The following is a 21,495-nucleotide window of genomic DNA, read 5'->3' as shown; positions in this document are numbered from 1 at the left end:
CGATGGCAATCTGGAACCTGGGTTCGATCAACGCCGACATGGTCTATGGGCTGCCGCACCTGCCGTCGCCGGGTGAAACCCTTGCGGCCAGCGGTTTGCAGCGGTTTCTGGGCGGCAAAGGCGCGAACATGTCGGTTGCGGCGGCGCGGGCCAGGGCGCATGTGCGCCACATCGGCGCCGTGGGGGCCGACGGGCTGTGGGCCCGCGACCGGTTGACCGAATACGGCGTCGACACGCGGCACATCGCGCAGGTCGATCAGCCCACGGGCCATGCGATCATCGCCGTGGATGCGCAGGGCGAAAACCTGATCATCCTGTACCCCGGCGCCAACCACGCGATCGGGGCCGACCAGATTTACGCTGCGTTGGCAGACTCTGACACGGGCGATCTTCTGGTGTTCCAGAACGAGACCACCGCACAGGTCGAGGCCGCGAAACTGGGCCGCGAGCGGGGTCTGACGGTGTGCTATGCCGCAGCCCCCTTCAGCGCAACGGCGGTGCAGGCGGTGCTGCCCTATCTGGATTTCCTGATCCTGAACGAGGTCGAGGCCGCCCAGCTGCAACAGGCCACAGGGATGGCTCCGGCCGATCTGCCGGTCGAGCATGTGATCGTCACGCTGGGGTCAAAAGGCGCCCGCTATCATCAACGCGGGCAGGCGGCGGCAGAGTTTCCCGCCCACAAGGTCAAGGCCGTGGACACGACCGGGGCCGGGGACACCTTTACCGGATATGTTCTGGCGGGAATGGACCGGGGGATGCCGATGGCGCAGGCCATCACCCAAGCCAACCGGGCCGCTGCCCTGATGGTGATGCGGCCTGGTACGGCGGACGTCATTCCCGATCTGAAAGAGGTGCGCGAGGCCGCGCTGGATTAAGATCCGGCAAACGGCGCGGCGTTGCCCCACAATTGCCGGACCCGTGCATCGCGGCCGCAGGCCTTGCGATAGGCCTTGTAGGCATTCAGCTGGCGTTTCGGCCCGAACCGGGTGAACACCAGCTTTTTGCCCTTGTAGTAATCCTGATGATAGGCCTCGGCCGGATAGAACGCCCCAAGCGACAGGACCGGAGTCACGATGGCCTGACCCAGCGCACGCTGTGCTTCGGCCTTGCTGCGTTCAGTCAAAGCTTTTTCGCCTGTGTCAGAGACGAAAATCGCGGTGCGATAGCTGTCGCCCCGGTCACAGAACTGTCCACCGGCATCGGTGGGATCGACCGAGCGGAAAAACAGGTTCAGCAGGGTTTCACGGGAAACGCGGGCCGGATCGAAGGTGATCTGCACCGCCTCGTAATGGCCGGTGCCGCCGCTCGTGACCTGGCTGTAGGCGGGGTTCGGAGTCGTGCCGCCGGTGTAACCCGAAACCGCCTCGATCACGCCGGGCACGGATTCGAAATCGGCCTCGACGCACCAGAAACAGCCGCCCGCCACGGTCAGCGTCTCGGTTCCGGCCGCCGGGGAAGGCTGAGCGCGCAGGATCAGCGCCAGCGCAATCAGCGCAAACAGAAGGGTCAGCTTGATCTGGTCGAGGCAACGGGTCATGGCGGATCTCCTTTCCGCCTCAGGCTGCCGCGCAACGGGGCGGATGACAATCGGCTGAAACCGTTTGTCACGCGGTGGTGAGACGAGTTTATCGCCTAGCCCAGCAGCTGCCCCAGCTTCATCGCGACACCCATGTCGCCCGAGATCTTGAGCTTGCCCATCATCACCCCGGTCATCGGGTTCAGCTTGCCGGTCAGCAGTTTGCCCAGATTGTCGCGCGAGATGCGGATGGTGCAATCGGTCTCGCGGTCTTGGGTGGTGGCCGTGTTGTCGGCCAGAACGATCACGCCATCGGCGCCGCAATCGAATTTCAACGAGCCGTCAAAGCGCTTGTCGGCCAGCCCTTTTTGGATTCCCTCGGCGATCTCCTGCAGCATCCCTGCCTCCCTATTTCGCACTTGCGTTCGGGGTGACAGAGGGCAGGGGCCGGGGCAAGCGTGACCTTACGGGAAACCGCTCAGCCCAAGGCTTGTTGCGTGCGCGGGCAGGGCTGCCCGTCATAGAACGCATCCAGAACCGCCTGGAATTCGGGCGGAGCATCGGGCACAGTGGCGAACAGGGTCATGGACGACCGCAGCTTCTTGGCATCCACCTTGCCGAGAATATCGGCCGGGTCCTTGCCCGCATGTGTCAGCATCAGCCGGGCCACCTCGGTCAGGCGGCGGCGCAGTTCGGGGTGGGCCAGATAGGCCGCGGCCTCGTCCAGATCCTCGATCCCATAAAGCTGCGCCATGTGCGACTGGCCCAGCTCGGCCAGTTGCGGAAAGACGAACCACATCCAGTGGCTGGTCTTCTGCCCCTGTTCCAGTTCGCGCAGGACATCGGACCAAACCGTGTCCTGCGCTTCGATGAACATTTCCAGTTCTTCGTTTATGCCGTCATCCTCGGTCACTTGGACAACCGCTTGTCGCGTGCCGCCAGCAGCTTGAGCCGTAGCGCGTTCAGCTGGATGAAGCCCGCGGCGTCTTTCTGGTCATAGGCACCGGCGTCTTCTTCGAAGGTCACGTGCGCCTCGGAATACAGCGAATGATCCGACCAGCGGCCCACGGTCGAGGCCAGACCCTTGTACAGCTTCACGCGAACGGTGCCGGTGACATGTTCCTGGCTTTTGTCGATGGCGGCCTGCAGCATCTCGCGCTCGGGGCTGTACCAGAAGCCGTTGTAGATCAGCTCGGCATATTGCGGCATCAGCTGGTCCTTCAGGTGCATCGCGCCGCGGTCCATGGTGATGGACTCGATGCCGCGATGCGCCTCCAGCAGGATGGTGCCGCCCGGTGTTTCGTAGATGCCGCGCGATTTCATGCCCACGAACCGGCCTTCGACCAGATCCAGACGACCGATGCCGTGCTTGCCGCCGTATTCGTTCAGCTTGGTCAGCAGGGTGGCGGGACTCATCGCCTCGCCATTGATGCTGACCGGGTCGCCTTTTTCAAAGCCGATCTCGATATATTCAGGCTCGTTCGGGGCGTCCTCGGGGTGGACGGTACGCTGATAGACATAGTCGGGCGCCTGTACAGCGGGGTCTTCCAGAACCTTGCCCTCGGACGAGGTATGCAGGAGGTTCGCATCCACCGAGAAGGGTGCCTCGCCCCGCTTGTCTTTGGCGATCGGGATCTGGTGCGCCTCGGCAAATTCCAGCAGCTTGGTGCGGCTGCTCAGGTCCCACTCGCGCCAGGGCGCGATCACCTTGATGTCAGGGTTCAGCGCATAGGCCGCCAGTTCGAACCGCACCTGGTCATTGCCCTTGCCGGTGGCGCCATGCGCCACTGCGTCAGCGCCGGTTTCCTTGGCGATCTCGATCAGGCGCTTCGAGATCAGCGGACGCGCGATCGAGGTGCCCAGCAGGTACAGCCCTTCGTACTGCGCATTGGCGCGGAACATGGGGAAGACGAAATTGCGGACGAACTCTTCGCGGATGTCCTCGATATAGATGTTCTCGGGCTTGATCCCCAGCAGCTCGGCCTTCTGGCGGGCGGGCTCCAGCTCTTCGCCCTGACCCAGATCAGCGGTAAAGGTCACCACCTCGCAGCCATACTCGGTCTGCAGCCATTTCAGGATGATCGAGGTATCAAGGCCACCGGAATAGGCCAGAACAACTTTCTTGGGCGCGGACATCTGACTTCCCCTTATGCGTAAGACGATTGGCCCCTAGCGGGTTTTCGACGTGGGGGCAAGAAGCTGTGGATTGACCGGGCGGCGGATTTGCAGTCAAACGGTAGCAACCATGGATTGATTAAGGAAAATTCGGAATGCTCGGATGGAATATTTTTGCCCACTCGCTTCGGATGGTTTTTGGCAACCTCAAGCAGGTGGCGCAAATCGTTATCGGTCCGGCCATAATCGGAACGGTTGCAATCATCGGCGTGTTCATGGTGTCCGGAATTCCACTCGAGGCATTTGATGACAATCCGAACGGGCTACCGCCGGGGGTGAATCCGGGGGCCCTTATTCTGTTCGCGTTTCTCCTGTTCGTCGTGATGCTCCTCGTCATGGGCTGGATCGCGGTGGCCTGGCACAGATACATTCTTCTGGAAGAGTATCCTTCCGGCGTGCTGCCCACCTTTCGGTTCGATCGCATTCTGGCCTATTTCGGACGCGGGCTGATGCTGGGGATCCTGATGGCAATTGCGTTCCTGCCGATGGGGATCCTGACAGGCATGCTGGGCGAAGGACTGATCGCCGTTTCGATCATCCTGACCATCGGCTACCTGGTTTTCCTGGCTATTTGCTTCTATCGGCTGTCCATCATCCTGCCGGCTGCGGCAATCGGCCAGCCGATTACGTTGAGCGAGGCGTGGAGCAACACGCTAGGTACCGCAGGTACAATCATCGTCCTTATTGTGGTCTCGTTCCTGTTTCAGTTCCTCGTTCAGCTGGCGATCGGAGTTTTGTCGATCATTCCGGTACTGGGTGTATTGATCGCCCTGTTTTTCGGAATCTTGATCCTGCCGATGATCAACGTCAGCATCCTGACCACGATGTACGGCGTGTTCATCGAAAAGCGCGAACTGGGCTGATCGCCCGTACACCGATGTATTCCTTGCCCTTGTCGGCCTGATGGGGCAGGGAATGCGGCATGAGTGATTTCATGACCCGCGCCCGCGCCGCCGAACAGGCGATGCGCACCGTGTTTCCTGCAACACCGTTGCAGCGCAATGCCCATCTGTCCGAGAAATATGATGCCGACATCTGGCTGAAACGCGAAGACCTCAGCCCGGTGCGGTCCTACAAGATCCGTGGCGCGTTCAACGCCATGCGCAAGCAGCAGGGGCAGGACCTGTTCGTCTGCGCCAGCGCTGGCAACCACGCGCAGGGCGTGGCCTATATGTGCAAGCACATGGGGGTCAAAGGCGTGATCTTCATGCCGGTGACGACACCTCAACAAAAGATCCAGAAGACCCGAATCTTTGGAGGCGACAACATCCAGATCCACCTGACCGGCGACTATTTCGACCACACGCTTGCCGCGGCTCAGGACTGGTGCGCGCAGCAGGGTGGGTATTTCCTGTCGCCTTTTGACGATGACGACGTGATCGAGGGGCAGGCCTCATTGGCCGTGGAGATCGAAGAGCAGCTGGGCCGCCTGCCCGATCACGTGGTGCTGCCGGTGGGCGGGGGCGGCATGTCCTCGGGCGTGGCGACGTGGTTCGGCGATCGCACCCATTGCCTGTTCGTCGAACCCGCGGGCGGGGCCTGCCTGCGCGCGGCGCTGGCGGCGGGACATCCGGTGTCGTTGGACAAGGTAGATAATTTCGTCGACGGCGCGGCGGTGGGCCGGATCGGAGACAAGCCGTTCCAGCTCTTGCGTGACCGGCACCTGTCGGACGTGATCGTTCTGTCCGAGGACCGCATCTGCACCACCATGATCGAGATGCTGAACGTGGAAGGCATCGTGCTGGAACCCGCCGGGGCCCTAGCGATCGAGGCGGTGGGCGACGTCCAAAGCTTTGTGCGCGGCAAGACGGTCGTCTGTGTCACCTCGGGCGGGAATTTCGATTTCGAGCGTCTTCCCGAGGTCAAGGAGCGGGCGCAGCGCTACTCGGGCGTCAAGAAGTACTTCATCCTGCGCCTGCCGCAGCGCCCCGGAGCGCTGAAGGAATTTCTGAACATCCTCGGCCCCGAGGATGACATCGCCCGGTTCGAATACATGAAGAAATCGGCGCGCAATTTCGGTTCGGTCCTGATCGGGATCGAGACCAGCAAGCCGGACAATTTCCTGCGCCTGTTCGCACATCTGGACGATGCCGGGTTCGTCTATACCGACATCACCGAGGACGAGACGCTGGCACAGTTTGTGATCTGACCGATTACAGGTTGTCCTTCAAGCCGGACATGAATTCCGCGCGCGAGCGGTCGAAGGCCGCGACGACCGCGTCCAGATCGACTTCCGCCCCATGGCCCGCAGCAGCGCGCCGCTCGCCATCCTGACAGAGTTTGGACAGACTCTCAAAACCAAGGCTCAATGCACTGCCTTTGAGGAAATGCAGGTTCTGCTCAAGCGCGGACCGGTCGGTGTCCGACGTCAAGCGGCCCATGACCTCACCGACTTCATCCAGAAAAATCCGGACGACCTCGTCGAACTCCTCGGCCCCGACTTCATCACGCAGCTGGCGCACCCTTGGCCAGTGTATCATCACCGTCCTCCACCTTGACCGGTATCGTCTCTGAATACCGGCCAGGGGTAAAAACCGGGTTAAGCCGCGGCGGTGAACAGCTTTCATCGGTTGTTAAGCCGTGCGCCGTAGCTTTGCCCCACCCCCGTTGGAAAATGCGCAGAGGTTTCGCGTGCGAGTGTCCAGCCAAATTGAGGCCAAGGCTGATCTGGATTTTGGAGCCATCCGGACGGTGCTGGTGGTCGATGACAGCCGCCTGCAACGCCGTATTCTGGTGGCGTCGCTGAAGAAATGGGGATTCACGGTTGTCGAGGCCGACAGCGGTGAAGAAGCGATCGAGATCTGTAAAAAGGCCCTGCCTGATCTGGTGCTCAGTGACTGGGTGATGCCGGGCATGGGCGGGCTGGAATTCTGCCGCGCGTTTCGCGCGTTGGAGAACGACCAGTATACCTATTTCATCCTTCTGACCTCAAAAAGTGAGAAGCAGGAAGTCGCGCGCGGTCTGGATGCCGGTGCGGATGATTTCCTGATCAAACCGCTTGAAGCAGACGAGTTGCGGGCCCGCATTTCGGCAGGGGCCCGCATTCTTGATATGCAGCGCGAGCTTTCGGACAAGAACCGGTTGATCGAAACCGCATTGTCCGAACTGCGCCTTGCGCATGACGCCATCGACAAGGATCTGATCCAGGCGCGCAAGATACAGGAATCACTGGTGCCGGAACTCTATCGGGAATTTGGCAGGTCCCGGGTCAGCCTGCTGCTCAAACCCTGCGGCCACATCGGGGGTGACCTGGTGGGGATGTTTTCGCCGGGCGCGAACCGGATCGGGTTCTACAGCATCGATGTCTCCGGCCACGGTATCACGTCAGCAATGATGACGGCGCGGTTGGGCGGGTATCTGACCAGCCAGCATTTCGATCAGAACGTCGCAATGGAGAAGCGGTTCAACAAGTTCTACGCCTTGCTGCCACCCGAGCAGGTGGCCGCCATCCTGAATGCCCACCTGATGGCCGACACGGGGATCGAGGAGTATTTCACCATGGTCTACGCCATCGTGGACCTGCGCAACGGCCACCTGAGGATGGTTCAGGCTGGGCACCCCCATCCACTGCTGTTGCGCCGGACCGGCCGGGCAGAGTTCCTTGGGGATGGCGGCCTGCCCATCGGATTGCTGCCCGATGTGGCGTTCCAGCAGACCGAAACCTATCTGCAGCGCGGTGACAAGCTGCTGTTGTACTCGGACGGCTTCACCGAATGCCGTGTCAAAAACGGTGATCTGCTCGATGAGGACGGGCTGCAACGGATGGCGCTGGAATGTCTTGGTGCGAACAGCGGGCCTGAGTTTCTGGACGACATGTTCTGGCGATTAACTCAGGGTATGCCGCCGGGTGCCGGGATGGAGGATGACGTTTCAGCCGTGTTTTTCGAGTACAACGGAAACTAAAGCCCAGATAGATGCAGCCGCGCGAAGTGCCGGTCGCCTGCATTGCCCAACATGTGAACCGCATCGCCGGTGTTCATCCAAACCGCCTCGTGAAAGGGTTCGGTCGGTGGTCCTTTGCGTTGAACCGGGCGAGCGCGGTAGATCAGACAGACCTTCTCGGCCCACAAATCATATTCGGGCATGTAGGTGAATCGCCGAAACGCACCAACCCGCCGCGGGTCCGCGATCGACCATCCGGTTTCTTCGAACACTTCGCGATGCAGGGCGACTATTGGCGACTCGCCGGGGTCGATCCCGCCACCGGGCAGCTGCAAGTCGGGTCCGGGTTCGGTCTGGCAGGTCAGCAGCAGGCTGGCCCCGCGCGGCAGCAGCGCATAGACGCCGACCCGGCGCGTGTATTTCCGTCCCGGTTCCGGGGTTTCGCCGAACCGTCTGATCATGTAAGGACCCTTTCAACCCCGAATGTACGACCTATATGGTGGCGATATGCCAACTTGCGGCGCTTAAGGAAACCCCATGTCTCTTGGAACGAAAATCGCGTGGGACGATACCGTCCTGCCCTTTCAACTTGATGTATCGGATATGCGTGGCCGCGTGGCCCGGCTGGACGGGGTGCTGGACGGCATCCTGAAGCAGCACAACTACCCCGCACAGGTCGAGGCGCTGGTGGCCGAGATGGCCTTGCTGACCGCGCTGATCGGCCAGACCGTCGCGCTGCGCTGGAAGCTGTCGCTGCAGGTTCAGTCCAAGGGGCCCGTGCGGATGATCGCCACCGACTATTACGCCCCGCGCGAAGAGGGTCAGCCCGCGCAGATCAGGGCCTATGCCAGCTTTGACCGCGACCGTCTGACCGAAGGTGCTCCCTTTGATCAGGTGGGCGAGGGATACTTTGCGATCCTGATCGACCAGGGCAAGGGGACGCAACCCTATCAGGGGATCACGCCGCTGGCCGGAGGATCGCTCAGCGCCTGTGCCGAGGCGTATTTCGCGCAGTCCGAACAGCTGCCGACCCGCTTCTCGCTCAGCTTTGGCCGGTCGACCGAGCCGGGTGTGGGCGAACGCTGGCGCGCCGGCGGCATCATGCTGCAGCACATGCCAAAGGCGTCTCCGTTTGTCGCCAGCGGCGAGGGTACGGGCGAAGTTCTGACAGCCGCCGATCTGGTCGATGGTCAGGAAGAAGAGAACTGGGGTCGGGTCAACATTCTTCTGGACACGGTCGAGGATCTGGAAATGATCGGACCATCCGTGGCGCCGACCGATCTGCTGGTGCGCCTGTTCCACGAGGAACAGCCCCGCGTGTACGAGGCCCAGTCGGTGCAGTTCGGCTGCACCTGCTCCGAGGACCGCGTGCGTCAAAGCCTGTCGATCTACTCGGCCCAGGACATCGAGAAGATGACCACGGATGAAGGCACCGTGACCGCCGACTGCCAGTTCTGCGGCGCGCATTACGTGCTGGATCCGAAATCCGTCGGGTTCGAGGCAGAAGATCCGGATGCCGGCTGACCTGATCCCGCGTCTGAGCGCGGCGCTGGCCCGTCCCGGTGACGGGTCCAGCGACTTCGACCTCAATCCCGGGACGGTTCTGCCTGCGGGGCGCAAGCTGCGCCCCGCGGGTGTTCTGATCGCCGTGGACCTGGCCCGCGACGATCCGCGCCTGATTCTGACCAAGCGGTCTTCGGCCCTGAAACACCATCCGGGGCAGATCGCCTTTCCGGGTGGCAAGCAGGATGACACCGATGCGGATGTGACCGCAACCGCCCTGCGCGAGGCGCAGGAGGAGATCGGCCTGCCGCCGGACCTGCCACGCATTCTGGGTACCTTGCCGGTGCATGAAACCGTCACGTCATTCGCCGTGACACCGGTGGTGGCGGTTCTGGAGCGCGGCTTTGACCCGGTGGCCGAACCGGGCGAGGTTGACGAAGTATTTTCGGTTCCTCTTGCGCATGTGCTGAACCCTGCGAATTATGTGGTTGAATCGCGCATCTGGCGCGGAACACGGCGGTATTACTTCGCGGTGCCCTTTGGCCCCTACTACATCTGGGGCGCCACGGCCCGCATGTTGCGCGGGTTGGCGGCACGGATGAACGAATGATGCGGATCACCGAAGACTGGATCACGAACCCGGCCACGCAGAACGTGTGTGCGGCGCTGACCGAGGGCGGCGCGCTGGCGCTGTTCGTTGGGGGTTGCGTCCGCAATGCGCTGCTGGGGGCCCCGGTCTCGGATCTCGACATCGCCACCGATGCCCGCCCGCAACAGGTGATGGACCTGGCTGAACGGGCCGGGCTGAAGGCGATTCCTACGGGGATTGATCATGGCACCGTGACCGTGGTCAGCGACGGCAAACCGCATGAGATCACAACCTTTCGCCGCGACGTCGAAACCGACGGGCGGCGCGCGGTCGTGGCCTTTTCGGACCAGGTGGAAGAGGACGCCGCCCGCCGCGATTTTACGATGAACGCGCTCTATTCCCGCCCCGACGGCACCATTCTGGATCCGCTGGGCGGCCTGCCCGACCTGCAGGCGCGGCGCGTGCGGTTCATCGGTGCGGCCCAAGATCGCATCCGCGAGGACTATCTGCGCTCGTTGCGGTATTTCCGGTTTCACGCCTGGTATGGCGATGCGCAGGCCGGGATGGACCCGGATGCTCTGGCGGCGATTGCGGCCGATCTGGACGGGCTCGACCGGCTGTCGCGCGAACGGGTCGGGGCCGAGATGCTGAAACTGCTGACCGCGCCCGACCCGGCCCCATCGGTGGCCGCCATGCGCAGCATCGGCGTTCTGGCCCATCTGCTGGCCGGCGCCGACGATCGGGCGCTGCCGATCCTGATCCATCTTGAATCGCAGGCCGGACTTGCCCCCGACGCGCTGCTCCGTCTGGCAGCCATCGCGGGGCCCGAGGTTGCCGGGACTCTTCGCCTCAGCAAGGCGCAACTGGCCCGCCTGACCCGGATCCGGGACGGCGCGCAGGGCGGTTCCGGGGCGGCCGAATTGGGTTATCGGCTGGGTCTGCAAGACGGGCAGGACGCGGCCCTGCTGCGCTGTGCCTTTCTGGAACAGCCCTGGACGGCTGAGACAGGCGCGGCCATTAAAAAAGGGGCCTCGGCGACATTCCCGGTCAAGGCCGCCGATCTGCTCGGGCGCTACTCCGGCCCTGCGCTGGGCGCGAAACTAACCGAACTGGAAAGCCGCTGGATCGCCTCGGACTTCACGCTGGACCGGGACGCGCTGCTGCAAGTTTGACGGGAAGTCTCAAAAGGGGATGACAAGCCTTTGGGTTTCCGGCTAGGGTGCGCCTGTCACATGGATGGAGGACTGCGAATGTATTACGGGATCTGGTTCGGCTAAAGCCAGAACACCTGACCCGTACGGGTGGTGTTTTGGCGCCATCTGCTTTCGCATTTTCAATTTTTCTGCTCAATCGGAGCACCTCCATGTTTCGCTTTTTCGAAAACCTTGTAGACCCTTTTGTTGCCTATGAAGAGGTCGACCGGCCGCCGACACGGCTGTGGCCCTTCATGCTGGATTATTCCCGCCCTTTTCGGCGTGTCTTCTTCTGGGCCGCGCTGATGTCGATCATCGTGGCCGCGGTCGAGATCGGGCTGATCTATTACATGGGCCGGGTCGTCGACCTGCTGGGCGGATCACCGTCCGAGGTCTGGCAGGCCCACGGGACCGAGCTGGTCCTGGTCGCGCTGTTCATCCTGTTCCTGCGACCTATCCTGCATGTGCTGGACGTGTTGCTGCTGAACAATGCGATCCTGCCCAATTTCGGCACGCTGATCCGCTGGCGGGCGCACAAGCACGTTCTTCGCCAGTCGGTCGGCTGGTTCGAGAATGACTTTGCCGGGCGCATCGCCAACCGCATCATGCAGACCCCGCCCGCCGCGGGCGAGGTGGTGTTCCAGGTGTTCGATGCGATTTCGTTCTCGCTGGCCTATCTGATCGGCGCCGCGATCCTGCTGGTGGCTGCTGATCCGCGCCTGCTGCTGCCGCTGCTGATCTGGTTCGCGCTTTATGCGCTGCTGGTGCGCTGGACGGTGCAGCGGGTGGGGCCGGCGTCGCAGGCCGCGTCCGATGCGCGGTCTACGGTGACGGGCCGGGTGGTGGACAGCTATACCAACATCCATTCGGTCAAGATGTTCGCCCATGCCCGGCAGGAACTCGATTATGCGCGCGAAGCGATCGAAGAGACCCGGCGCACCTTCCAGATCGAAATGCGCATCTTCACCATCATGGATGCCGTTCTGGTCGCGCTGAACGGCGTGCTGATCATCGGTGTGGTCGGCTGGGCCATTTACCTGTGGATGCAGGGCAGCGCCTCGGTCGGGGTGGTGGCGGCGGCCACTGCGCTGACGCTGCGGCTGAATGCCATGACCGGGTGGATCATGTGGGCGTTGACAAGCTTCTTCCGCCAGCTGGGCGTCGTGGCCGAGGGGATGGAGACCATCGCCCAGCCTGTCGACCTGCTGGATGCACCGGGCGCCAAGCCATTGCAACTGACCGATGGCCGGATCGAGATCCGCGACCTGTCGCACCACTATGGCCGCGAGACCGGCGGGCTGGATCATGTCAATCTGACCATCCAGCCGGGCGAAAAGGTCGGGTTGATCGGGCGCTCGGGGGCCGGGAAGTCGACCTTGGTCAAGCTGCTCTTGCGGTTCTACGACGTGGAAAGCGGCGCGATCCTGATCGACGGGCAGGACATCCGCATCGTTACCCAGGACAGCCTGCGCCGCAATATCGGCATGGTTCAGCAGGACGGCGCGCTGCTGCACCGCTCGGTGCGCGACAACATCCTGTATGGCCGCCCCGATGCCACCGAAGACCAGATGATCGCCGCCGCCAAACAGGCCGAGGCGCATGACTTCATCCTCGACCTGCAGGACCCGCAGGGCCGCACCGGCTATGACGCCCATGTGGGCGAGCGCGGCGTCAAGCTGAGCGGTGGACAGCGGCAGCGGGTGACGCTGGCGCGGGTGATCCTGAAGGACGCGCCGATCTTGTTGTTGGACGAGGCCACATCCGCCCTAGATTCCGAGGTCGAAGCCGCAATCCAGGAGACGTTGTACGGCATGATGCAGGGCAAGACCGTGATCGCCATTGCGCACCGCCTCAGCACCATCGCCCAGATGGACCGGATCCTTGTGATGGACGGAGGCCGGATCGTCGAGGAAGGCACCCATGCCGATCTTTTGGAGCAGGGCGGTCTTTACGCCCAGTTCTGGGCGCGCCAATCTGGTGGCTTCATGAACCCCGAGCCTGCGGAAGAGGCAGCAGAATGACGGTCGCAGACCTGATCAAACCATTTGAACCCACCCAGACGCCCCCGCCGCAAAGGCTGGGGGCGTTCATTCGCTGGTGCCTGACAGGTGCCTGGCCCATGTTGTTCGCCGCCGCGCTGTTTTCCGCGCTGGCAGGTGCAATGGAGGCCGGAACCGCCTGGATACTGGGCTGGGTGATCGACATGGCGACCGCCAGCGGACCCGAGAACTTTCTGACACCGCGAAACCTGTGGATGATCCTGGGCGCTGTGGCGTTCTTCATGCTGATCCGGCCGCTGCTGTTCGGGCTGTCCTCGGTTTCGAACAACTATATCGTCATGCCCAATATCCCGCCGCTGGTGCTGGCCAAGCTGAACCGCTGGACGCTGGGCCAGTCGGTCACCTATTTCGACGACGATTTTGCCGGTCGCATCGCCCAGAAACAGATGCAGACGGCCAATGCGCTGACCTCAGTCGTGTCCGAAACCATCAGCGCCATCGTCTTTGCCCTCGCCTCGCTTTTGGGGTCTTTGCTGTTGTTAGGGTCTATTCATCCTCTGGTCATGCTGCCCTTCGTGGCTTGGCTGGCGGTGTATTTCCTGCTGGTGCGCTGGTACCTGCCACGGATCCGCACACGCTCGGCCGCGCGGGCCGGGGCACGGGCGATGGTGTCGGGGCAGGTTGTTGACACGATCACCAACATCAAGACGGTCAAGCTGTTTGCCCATTCCGAATTCGAGGATCAGGCCGCCCGCGACTCGATGGTTGCGCTGCGCGACAAGTCGCTGGCCTTTGGCAAACTGTCGGCCAGTTTCCGGTTCATTTTGATGACACTGGCGGGGCTTCTGCCGGTTCTGCTGTTGGGCGCCACCTTGTGGCTGTGGCAGGCGGGGTCGGCGACCACCGGGGATATCGTGGCGGCGGGCGCCATTTCGATCCGCATCGCGCAGATGACGGGCTGGGTAAGCTTTACTCTGATGGGGATCTACGCCCATGTGGGCGAGATCGAGAACGGCATGAAAACCCTGGCGCGGCCTGACCGGGTCGAGGATGCGCCGGACGCCACCGAGTTGACGGTGCCCGAGGGCCGGATCGAGTTTCGCGATGTCAGCTTTGCCTATGGTCGCGACGTGGGCGGGGTCTCGGACCTGACACTGACGGTGCAGCCGGGCGAAAAACTGGGAATCGTCGGCGCCTCGGGGGCGGGAAAATCCACTCTGGTTTCGCTGCTTCTCAGGCTCTACGACAGGGAAAATGGGCAGATTCTGATCGACGGGCAGGACATTGCCCGCGTCACGCAGGACAGCCTGCGCCGCCAGATCGGCATGGTCACGCAGGAAACCGCGATGTTCAACCGCTCGGCCCGCGACAACATCCTGTACGGCCGGCCCGATGCCACCGAAGACCAGATGATCGCCGCGGCCAAAAAGGCCGAAGCGCATGATTTCATCCTCGATCTGCAGGACGGGCAGGGGCGCAAGGGCTATGACGCGCATCTGGGCGAGCGCGGCGTCAAGCTGAGCGGCGGTCAGCGTCAGCGCATCGCGCTGGCCCGCGCAATCCTGAAGGACGCGCCGATCCTTGTGCTGGACGAGGCGACCTCGGCGCTGGATTCCGAGGTCGAGGCCGCGATCCAGACCGCGCTGCACCGGGTGATGGAGGGCAAGACCGTTCTGGCCATCGCCCACCGCCTGTCCACGCTCAGCGAGATGGACCGGATCATCGTTCTGGATCACGGGCGCATCGTGGAGAGCGGGCCGCATGACACCCTGCTGGCGCAGGGCGGGCTGTATGCGCGGTTCTGGCACCGCCAGTCGGGCGGGTTCATCCAGACCGAGGCCGCCGAATAAGGGTTTTGTTGGCGCATCAGCCCGGCTATCAGGCAGGCCATGACGCAGGAATACACCATTCTCCGCCTCGGGCATCAGGGCGACGGCATCGCCGAGGGCCCGGTCTATGCCCCCCGAACGCTGCCTGGCGAGCGGGTCAGCGGCCTGCTGGACGGCTCGGAGCTGACCGATATCAAGGTGCTGACGCCGTCGGACGATCGGGTCAATCCGCCGTGCCGCCACTACAAAAGCTGCGGCGGCTGCCAGTTGCAGCACGCCTCGGACGCCTTCGTGGCCGATTGGAAGGTCGAGGTGGTGCGTACCGCGCTGGCTGCTCAGGGGCTGCAGGCCGAGATGCGCCCGATCCTGACGTCGCCGCCGCAGTCGCGTCGCCGCGCCACCATCGCGGTGCGCCGCACCAAGAAGGGCGCGCTGGCGGGGTTCCACGGCCGCGCCTCGGACGTGATCACCGAGATTCCTGATTGCCAGCTGCTGGATCCTGCGCTGACCGCCGTCATCCCCGTGGCCAAGGCGCTGGCCGAACTGGGCGGCAGCCGCAAGGGCGTGTTGTCTGTCACCCTGACCCTATCCGAAGCCGGGCTGGACGTGGCGGTGCAGGGCGGCAAACCTCTGGACGGCCCGCTGGAACTGGCGCTTGCGCAGGCGACCGAGCAGCACGGCTTGGCGCGGCTGGCCTGGGATGGCGAGGTGATCGCCATGCGCAACCCACCCGCACAGCGTTTTGGTCCGGCCACGGTGGTCCCGCCGCCGGGGGCTTTCCTCCAGGCCACAAAAGATGGAGAACAGGCTCTAACACTGGCAGTTTTGGAGATTGTCGGCCCGGCAAAACGGGTGGTTGATCTGTTCGCGGGCTGCGGCACGTTCTCGTTGCCGCTGGCGCAACGGGCCGAGGTTCATGCCGTTGAAGGCGCGGCCGACATGACCCGCGCGCTGGATCAGGGCTGGCGCAAGTCCACGGGATTGAAACAGGTCACGACCGAGGCGCGCGACCTGTTCCGCCGCCCCTTGATGCCGGACGAACTGCGCCGCTTTGACGCCGTGGTTCTGGACCCGCCGCGCGCCGGCGCCGAGGCCCAGGTGGCCGAGCTGGCTCAGGCCCGCCGTCCGGTCATCGCCTATGTGTCCTGCAACCCTGTGACCTTCGCGCGGGATGCAAAAAATCTTGTTCAGGCGGGCTATGCCCTTGAATGGGTCCAAGTGGTTGACCAATTTCGATGGTCATCCCACAGCGAATTGGTGGGCGGCTTCAAACTGGCAGAGAATCCATGACCCGACAGGAGACCCTTCGCATGACGATCCGGCAGCGCCTGCAGGACTTTGTCGAAAACCCGCGGTTTTCGCAATTCATCACCGGCGTCATCCTGGTGAACGCAGTTCTGCTGGGCATGGAAACCTCGGACGGCCTGATGGCGAAATTCGGGCCGGTGATCGTGCTGCTCGACACCATCTGCCTGACCATCTTCGTGGCCGAGATCGCGATGAAACTGGTCGCCAACGGGCGCCGTTTCTTCCTCAATGGCTGGAACATTTTCGATTTCGTGATCGTCGGCATCGCGTTGGTGCCCGGCGGTGCGGGTCTTTCAGTGTTGCGTGCGTTGCGGATCCTGCGGGTGCTGCGGGTGATCTCGGTTGCGCCGCGTCTGCGCCGGGTAGTCGAGGGGTTCATCCAGGCGTTGCCGGGCATGGGCAGCGTGTTCCTGCTGATGGCGATCCTGTTTTATATCGGCGCGGTGATCTCGACCAAACTGTTCTCGGACAGCTTTCCGGAGTGGTTCGGTGATCTGGGTCTGTCGGCCTATACCCTGTTCCAGATCATGACGTTGGAAAGCTGGTCGATGGGCATCGTGCGCCCGGTGATGGAGGTCTATCCCTACGCCTGGCTGTTCTTCGTGCCCTTCATCATGGTCACGACCTTCGCGGTCGTGAACCTGCTGGTCGGTCTGATCGTGAATTCGATGCAGGATGCCCACCACGCCGAGGATGAAGTCAAGACAGATGCCTATCGGGACGAGGTGCTGGACCGGCTTGAATCGATCGAACGCCGCCTGACCGAGCATATGAACAGCAAAAAGTGATTTCCGTTTCTGCCGGATTTTGGCATTATGCGAAAAAACGAGCAGGCAGTGAAATCATGGATCGTCGAGCATTTGGATTGGGTGCACTGGCAACACTGAGCCTTTCGGCTTGTGGAAGTGCGGGCCCCCGGTTTCTGACCTACAACGGACCCGAGGTGACATCCATCGTGGTGAACAAGGGCGCGCGCAAGATGTACCTGCTGCATCACGAGCAGATCTTGCGCGAATATGATGTCGAGCTTGGGTTCGCTCCAAGCGGCACAAAGGTCAAGCGCGGAGACGGTCGCACACCCGAAGGCACCTACCTGATCGACCGCCGCAACCCTCGCAGCCGATATCACCTGTCGCTGGGGATCTCCTATCCCAACAGCCAGGATATCGCCAAGGCAAAGGCGATGGGCTTCGACCCGGGTGGAGATATCTTCATTCACGGCCAACCGAACCTGCGCAAGGAGTTCAAGCGCGCGAAGAAGACACCGGATTGGACCGCTGGCTGCATCGCCGTCAAGAACGAAGAGATCGAAGAGATCTATGCGATGGTGAACGAAGGGACGTTGATCACCGTTCGGCCTTGATAGGCCGCCATTTCCCGAATCCGAACTGCAGATAATCGCGCTGATAGGTTTCCTCGGCCAGCGCCTCGAGTTTGTCATCGTAGATCTGATCCAACGAATAGGGCTGGTCCGGCGCGGGCACGCCGGGCTTCGGCGGGGCATTGTGCCCCAGGCCGCGGGCCAGATTCGGTAGCGCGGTGGCCATCTCTTCTTCGCGCAGTATGAGATCGGGCAGGGCAAAGCCCGCAATCCCCTCCAACATGCGGGCCTGCGTGCACCACAGCCCGTCGACTCGGATCGGGGTCTGGCCAGAAAGATTCAGCTGCAGAAACTCAAGAAACGCCGAAAACGCCTGATAGTGCTGCTCGAGCGAATAGTTCCCATCGCGCACCTGGCCCGGGATCGGCAACTTGAACCCGTTGCGCAGCCGGTTGCGGATTCCGGCATATGCGCCGGGCCCGGTGCCCAGGATCCGTTCGCAAAACACCGAATGTGCCCGCGCTAACGGGTGTCGCAGGACCGTGAATTTCCGGTGACCCGGATGCGCCTTCATCCAGCGGCGCACCTGCTTCTGGTTTCGGTCGGTGATCAGCGCGCCGCCATCCAGTTCGGACATCCATTGAACCACGATTTGTTCCGGTCCACCACGGATCGGCAGATACATCAGCGGCGTTTCCGCGGCCGCGATATGACGCGAAACGGCCGGGCCCCGTCGCGGTTCAAAGTTCGGCGTTCGGTGCAGGTTGAACCGGTCCAGGGCCGCTAGGGCCGCATCCATGGCTTCGGGATTGGTCACCTTGGACAAAGCCGGTTCCGGGTTCTGGGGTTTGAGATCCGGGGCCAGTTGATCCAGACGCGCCTCAACCCCCAGCCATGCCGCCAGTCCGTTCAGAACATCCAGTTGGGTCAGATCCTCGTAACCGATGTAAAATGCGGTCTGGCCAGTTTTTTGCAGCTGATTGACCAAACTCAGCTGAAACGCCTGCTGCTCATCCACGTAGTCCCGAAACTCGTCCCCATCAAACGCAACCTTGGTGGCGCGCCTGCGTTTCACGTTGGTCAGCATCCACTGTTGGGTCTCCCGCGCAATCTTGAGCGAGATGTAGCTGTCCAACGGGTTGCGGTTGAGAATGATCTTTGCGCAGCGCGGATCGTTCAGCGCCATCGCCAGGGCCCGCGGGTCGTGCGAGTGAAAAAACCGGAACCCGTGCAGACCCTCCGGCGCGGTACGCATCGCTTCGATCAGGCGGTCCGGCGCAGCATCCCTGTCTTCCAGTGAAAATCCCAGCACTTCGGTTGCTTTCGGGTATCCGATGAAGTGCGGATTGAACGGCTCGCCATGACACTGCACTCCGTCCAACGCATTCAGGTTTGCCTCCAGCAGGTTCGACCCGGTGCGCATTTCGGCAAGAATGATGAAATAGTCAAAGTCGGTCGGCATGCGGGGTCATTGCACCAGGTAGGGCTTGCGATACGGGCGGGTCTGATTGCCGAATACATCGTCGGCAGGAAAGTCGCCCATCAGGTGAGGGTGCATTCCCTGGTTCTTGAGGTTTTGCAGGAACTTTCCAAAACCGGCCAGATCAACCATCGTCGGCGCCTCGATCAGATGGCTGGGCTGCGTCGCGCCCATCTCTTCAAGAACGGTTTGCAGATGTTCCATCGGAGACTCAACGAATTCGGCCATTGACCAAACATGCACGCGTGCTTTGGTCCACACGGAATCCAGCACCTCAAGCTGTTCGGTCTCGATCTTTTGCAGGCGGGCCGCTTCGGCGCGGATGTCAGCGAAATTCATGTTCGACCGAAACAGCGGAACAGCCCAGGCACCGGTGACCACGCAGACCTGTGCGTTCTTGTCTCTCGCCAGAAACCAATTGATCTTCTGGGTGTCAGCGGGGCCGAATTGAAAACACTGGCGTTCTCCCCGAGTGTTCCAGATCAGGTTCGACAGAAACGCCATCGGATTGTAGTCGCGCAAAATGGCGTTGTCGCTGAGGGACCCGTTCAGGATGGTCTCTCCTTCGGCGAATTCGGCGCGCTTGGGGTTGAAAAGATGCCCATGGACGCGGGCGCCTGACGCATTGCGCAGCCAGCTTTCAAAGCCCTCAAACAACTCGGAAAAACCCTGAAACACGGAGTAAGGAAACGCGGTCAGGCCGTTTTCGCTGCCATGGCGGGGAAAACGGCTTTGCATGTACAGGCCGTCGCGGCCGCGGGTACGACGCTCGACCGCTTTGGAAAATACGCGGTCAATCTTGCCGGGATTGGGCTCGGCGGGTTTTCCGGCGAGGGACTGATCGTTCAGAAACGCCTGATACAGCCGGTCGGCGCGCGGCCAGATCTTGCGGGCGACGAAACAATCGGATCGGCGCAGCAACTGCAGGTGATCGTCATAGAAGATGTGCGGGCGGCCCTGATAGTCGAATTTCGACAGTGTCAGCGATCGGCTTTCGATCTGGGTGGAATAGAGCCGCGCCAGCGTCTGGAAATAGCTTTCGTCGGGGATCCAGACATGCCGGAAGTATCGATCATAGACCTCTCTCTTGGGGTCTTGCAGGATCGCGGTCAGGGTCTGCCGAGTCAGGCACCACCACTGGCTGCCCATATGCGGGATCAGTCCGTTGGGGATTGTCCGCCGATATCCGACCGCGCGCTGAAGCTTGACGAAGCGGTCAAACAGCTTGCGGTGTTTGCGCCACGAGAAGGGAAACCGAAGGGTAAAGCGTTCAAGGTCCAGCCCGCCCACGGTCCAACTGACATCGGCGGTGGTGGCGCTTTCAATGAAATCCACGCGAGGCCGGTCGCTCAGGTAATCGATCAGGTCCTGAACCGGGCGCAATGGCAGACAAGAGCCCGATGACAGAAAGACATGGCGTACGTCGGGAAAGCGCTCCAGCATCAGCGTCGCGGCAGATTGCGAAGCCGCAACGATACCCCAGCCGCCCCACTCGCAGGCCTGGCGGTCGCAGAACAGGATCAGCGGATCATCACCACAGGCCGCGACAAAATCTTCGAACACGGCCGGGTCGACTTTGCGGTCGACGTGGATGACCACCGGACAACCTGCCGCGGTCCAGTGCCGGGCAACCTGCTCAGCCCGGTCCAGCGCAGTGTGGACCAGCATCACGATGCCCAGGGTCCCGCTCATGCCCAGTTCCCTTTGGACATCAGACCCAGAATCTCAAGTTGGCGCCAGTTGATGTATTTCTCGGACCATTTGCACCAGAAAACCGGTTTGCTCTCCAACTGGTCGACATAGGCCCTGTATTCGCCGGACGCGCGGTAGTGTTCACCGCGCTGCAGTTCTTCGCGGGCTTTGTCACCCAGCGTGTTGATCAGCTTGGCATGCAGCAATGCGCCGCTGGTTTTCTCGCCGCCCCACTCGTCGTAGACCTGGTTCAGGCCGCGCGGCAGCAGCGCATGGGTCGAGCTGACATAGACATAGCGCCGATCCCATTTGACCAGAGGGATCTTGTTCAGCGCGGGCGCTTTCGCGGGCTTGTCCTGAAAGAAAACCCTTGCCCGTGGCCCGCCCTGAATCCACAGGTTTCCATAGGCGGGGTTCTTGGTGATCATGTAGTTGCCCGAGTCGAACCATGCGGCAATCTCGAAGGGGTCTTGCCCCTCGTGATAGGTGGCGTCCTGAATCGGCCCCTCGGGATACATGTCCAGCAGCATCGTCCCGAAACTGCGCACTCCGGTGCCGTCCAGCCAATCGGTCAGCGCGTCGATGGGACGTGTGTCGCAGAACGGATAGATCAGGAACTCGTCCGGATCTACGGTCAGGACCCAGTGTCCATGGGCGTATTTCCGCAGCAAGTAGTTGGACCAGTCGATCCCGAATGTAGAACGGCGATAGCTGGCATTCGTATACCAGACCGAGACATCGGGCTGCGCCTTGAGATAGTCCAGCGTACCATCCGTGCTGTCATTGTCGACGAACAGGAAATGCCGGACGCCCAGCTTGCGGTAATAGTCCAGAAAATAGGGCAGGCGGATCTTTTCGTTGCGCACGACGCTCATCAGCAGAACATCACCGGACCGGATCCGCCGGGTGTTGTTGCGGACGGTGCGCAGATCGCGTCTTCGGCGGATGCAGCGCACAAGACGGCGCTTGCGCCGCAGTCTCATCCGGTAAGAATCCAAAAGGCTCAC

The 21,495-nt window shown here is 62.1% G+C and carries 21 protein-coding genes; 12 read left to right on the top strand and 9 right to left on the bottom strand.

The genetic code is table 11. From position 1 onward, the window contains the following. The first annotated feature begins 2 nt into the window (after positions 1-2). A complete protein-coding gene (locus ACR0NY_RS13125) occupies positions 3-875 on the top strand; it encodes a ribokinase (RefSeq protein WP_170368994.1) in 873 nt (290 codons plus the stop codon). Here the strand turns inward: ACR0NY_RS13125 and msrA are convergent. The 4 genes from msrA to ACR0NY_RS13105 all read right to left on the bottom strand — a co-directional run bounded on the left by msrA (position 872) and on the right by ACR0NY_RS13105 (position 3,652). Continuing rightward, entirely contained in the window at positions 872-1,537 is a 666-nt protein-coding gene (gene msrA, locus ACR0NY_RS13120; RefSeq protein WP_170368995.1) for a peptide-methionine (S)-S-oxide reductase MsrA, read from the bottom strand. The two genes, ACR0NY_RS13125 and msrA, sit on opposite strands and share 4 nt — an antisense overlap. 95 nt (positions 1,538-1,632) lie before the next feature. After that, entirely contained in the window at positions 1,633-1,914 is a 282-nt protein-coding gene (locus ACR0NY_RS13115) for an SCP2 sterol-binding domain-containing protein (RefSeq protein WP_093963906.1), read from the bottom strand. 80 nt (positions 1,915-1,994) lie between these two features. Beyond that, positions 1,995-2,393 (bottom strand): DUF1810 domain-containing protein, encoded by a 399-nt coding sequence (locus ACR0NY_RS13110; RefSeq protein WP_170369247.1) that lies wholly within the window; start codon positions 2,391-2,393, stop codon positions 1,995-1,997. A 32-nt stretch (positions 2,394-2,425) separates the two neighbouring features. After that, positions 2,426-3,652: an argininosuccinate synthase gene (locus ACR0NY_RS13105; protein ID WP_170368996.1), complete on the bottom strand. Its 1,227-nt coding sequence runs from the start codon at positions 3,650-3,652 to the stop codon at positions 2,426-2,428. Between the two features lie 134 nt (positions 3,653-3,786). Between ACR0NY_RS13105 and ACR0NY_RS13100 the strand changes: the two genes are divergently transcribed. Beyond that, positions 3,787-4,554, top strand: coding sequence for a hypothetical protein (locus ACR0NY_RS13100; RefSeq protein WP_170368997.1), 768 nt, complete (start codon positions 3,787-3,789; stop codon positions 4,552-4,554). Between the two features lie 59 nt (positions 4,555-4,613). Then, positions 4,614-5,840, top strand: coding sequence for a threonine ammonia-lyase IlvA (gene ilvA, locus ACR0NY_RS13095; RefSeq protein WP_170368998.1), 1,227 nt, complete (start codon positions 4,614-4,616; stop codon positions 5,838-5,840). A 4-nt stretch (positions 5,841-5,844) separates the two neighbouring features. Here ilvA and ACR0NY_RS13090 read toward each other — a convergent pair whose 3' ends face one another. Then, positions 5,845-6,171: an Hpt domain-containing protein gene (locus ACR0NY_RS13090; RefSeq protein WP_093963910.1), complete on the bottom strand. Its 327-nt coding sequence runs from the start codon at positions 6,169-6,171 to the stop codon at positions 5,845-5,847. 157 nt (positions 6,172-6,328) lie between these two features. Between ACR0NY_RS13090 and ACR0NY_RS13085 the strand changes: the two genes are divergently transcribed. Next, complete coding sequence (locus ACR0NY_RS13085) at positions 6,329-7,594, top strand: PP2C family protein-serine/threonine phosphatase (protein ID WP_170368999.1); 1,266 nt, start codon at positions 6,329-6,331, stop codon at positions 7,592-7,594. Here the strand turns inward: ACR0NY_RS13085 and ACR0NY_RS13080 are convergent. Beyond that, complete coding sequence (locus tag ACR0NY_RS13080) at positions 7,591-8,034, bottom strand: NUDIX hydrolase (protein WP_170340705.1); 444 nt, start codon at positions 8,032-8,034, stop codon at positions 7,591-7,593. The two genes, ACR0NY_RS13085 and ACR0NY_RS13080, sit on opposite strands and share 4 nt — an antisense overlap. 76 nt (positions 8,035-8,110) lie before the next feature. Between ACR0NY_RS13080 and hslO the strand changes: the two genes are divergently transcribed. The 8 genes from hslO to ACR0NY_RS13040 all read left to right on the top strand — a co-directional run bounded on the left by hslO (position 8,111) and on the right by ACR0NY_RS13040 (position 17,358). Next, positions 8,111-9,097, top strand: coding sequence for an Hsp33 family molecular chaperone HslO (gene hslO, locus ACR0NY_RS13075; protein ID WP_093963913.1), 987 nt, complete (start codon positions 8,111-8,113; stop codon positions 9,095-9,097). Beyond that, on the top strand, positions 9,087-9,686 hold the full coding sequence (locus tag ACR0NY_RS13070; protein WP_170364380.1) for a CoA pyrophosphatase: 600 nt from the start codon (positions 9,087-9,089) through the stop codon (positions 9,684-9,686). The genes hslO and ACR0NY_RS13070 overlap by 11 nt, the downstream gene beginning before the upstream one ends. After that, positions 9,683-10,837: a CCA tRNA nucleotidyltransferase gene (locus ACR0NY_RS13065; RefSeq protein ID WP_170340709.1), complete on the top strand. Its 1,155-nt coding sequence runs from the start codon at positions 9,683-9,685 to the stop codon at positions 10,835-10,837. Before ACR0NY_RS13070 ends, ACR0NY_RS13065 begins: the two co-directional genes overlap by 4 nt. Before the next feature lie 191 nt (positions 10,838-11,028). Continuing rightward, a complete protein-coding gene (locus ACR0NY_RS13060; RefSeq protein ID WP_170340711.1) occupies positions 11,029-12,879 on the top strand; it encodes an ABC transporter ATP-binding protein in 1,851 nt (616 codons plus the stop codon). Further along, positions 12,876-14,708 (top strand): ABC transporter ATP-binding protein, encoded by a 1,833-nt coding sequence (locus ACR0NY_RS13055; RefSeq protein ID WP_170369000.1) that lies wholly within the window; start codon positions 12,876-12,878, stop codon positions 14,706-14,708. Before ACR0NY_RS13060 ends, ACR0NY_RS13055 begins: the two co-directional genes overlap by 4 nt. A 39-nt stretch (positions 14,709-14,747) precedes the next feature. Further along, positions 14,748-15,977 carry a class I SAM-dependent RNA methyltransferase gene (locus tag ACR0NY_RS13050; protein ID WP_170369001.1) on the top strand — a complete coding sequence of 410 codons (1,230 nt, stop codon included), beginning with the start codon at positions 14,748-14,750 and terminating at the stop codon, positions 15,975-15,977. Between the two features lie 20 nt (positions 15,978-15,997). Then, complete coding sequence (locus ACR0NY_RS13045) at positions 15,998-16,783, top strand: ion transporter (protein WP_170369248.1); 786 nt, start codon at positions 15,998-16,000, stop codon at positions 16,781-16,783. Between the two features lie 56 nt (positions 16,784-16,839). Next, positions 16,840-17,358, top strand: a complete 519-nt coding sequence (locus tag ACR0NY_RS13040; protein WP_093963918.1) for a L,D-transpeptidase family protein — start codon at positions 16,840-16,842, stop codon at positions 17,356-17,358. Here ACR0NY_RS13040 and ACR0NY_RS13035 read toward each other — a convergent pair. The 3 genes from ACR0NY_RS13035 to ACR0NY_RS13025 are packed head-to-tail and all read right to left on the bottom strand — an operon-like array spanning position 17,342 to position 21,471. Further along, positions 17,342-18,778, bottom strand: coding sequence for a nodulation protein NodH (locus tag ACR0NY_RS13035; RefSeq protein WP_170369002.1), 1,437 nt, complete (start codon positions 18,776-18,778; stop codon positions 17,342-17,344). The two genes, ACR0NY_RS13040 and ACR0NY_RS13035, sit on opposite strands and share 17 nt — an antisense overlap. A gap of 6 nt (positions 18,779-18,784) precedes the next feature. After that, positions 18,785-20,488, bottom strand: coding sequence for a DUF5927 domain-containing protein (locus tag ACR0NY_RS13030; RefSeq protein WP_170369003.1), 1,704 nt, complete (start codon positions 20,486-20,488; stop codon positions 18,785-18,787). Next, the gene (locus ACR0NY_RS13025; protein ID WP_170340720.1) at positions 20,485-21,471 is read right to left on the bottom strand and encodes a glycosyltransferase family 2 protein; all 987 of its coding nucleotides are present in this window, start codon (positions 21,469-21,471) and stop codon (positions 20,485-20,487) included. Before ACR0NY_RS13025 ends, ACR0NY_RS13030 begins: the two co-directional genes overlap by 4 nt. Between the last annotated feature and the right edge of the window lie 24 nt (positions 21,472-21,495).

The organism is Ruegeria sp. BJ5 (assembly GCF_056537865.1).
This window is presented reverse-complemented; position numbering and strand designations above follow the sequence as displayed.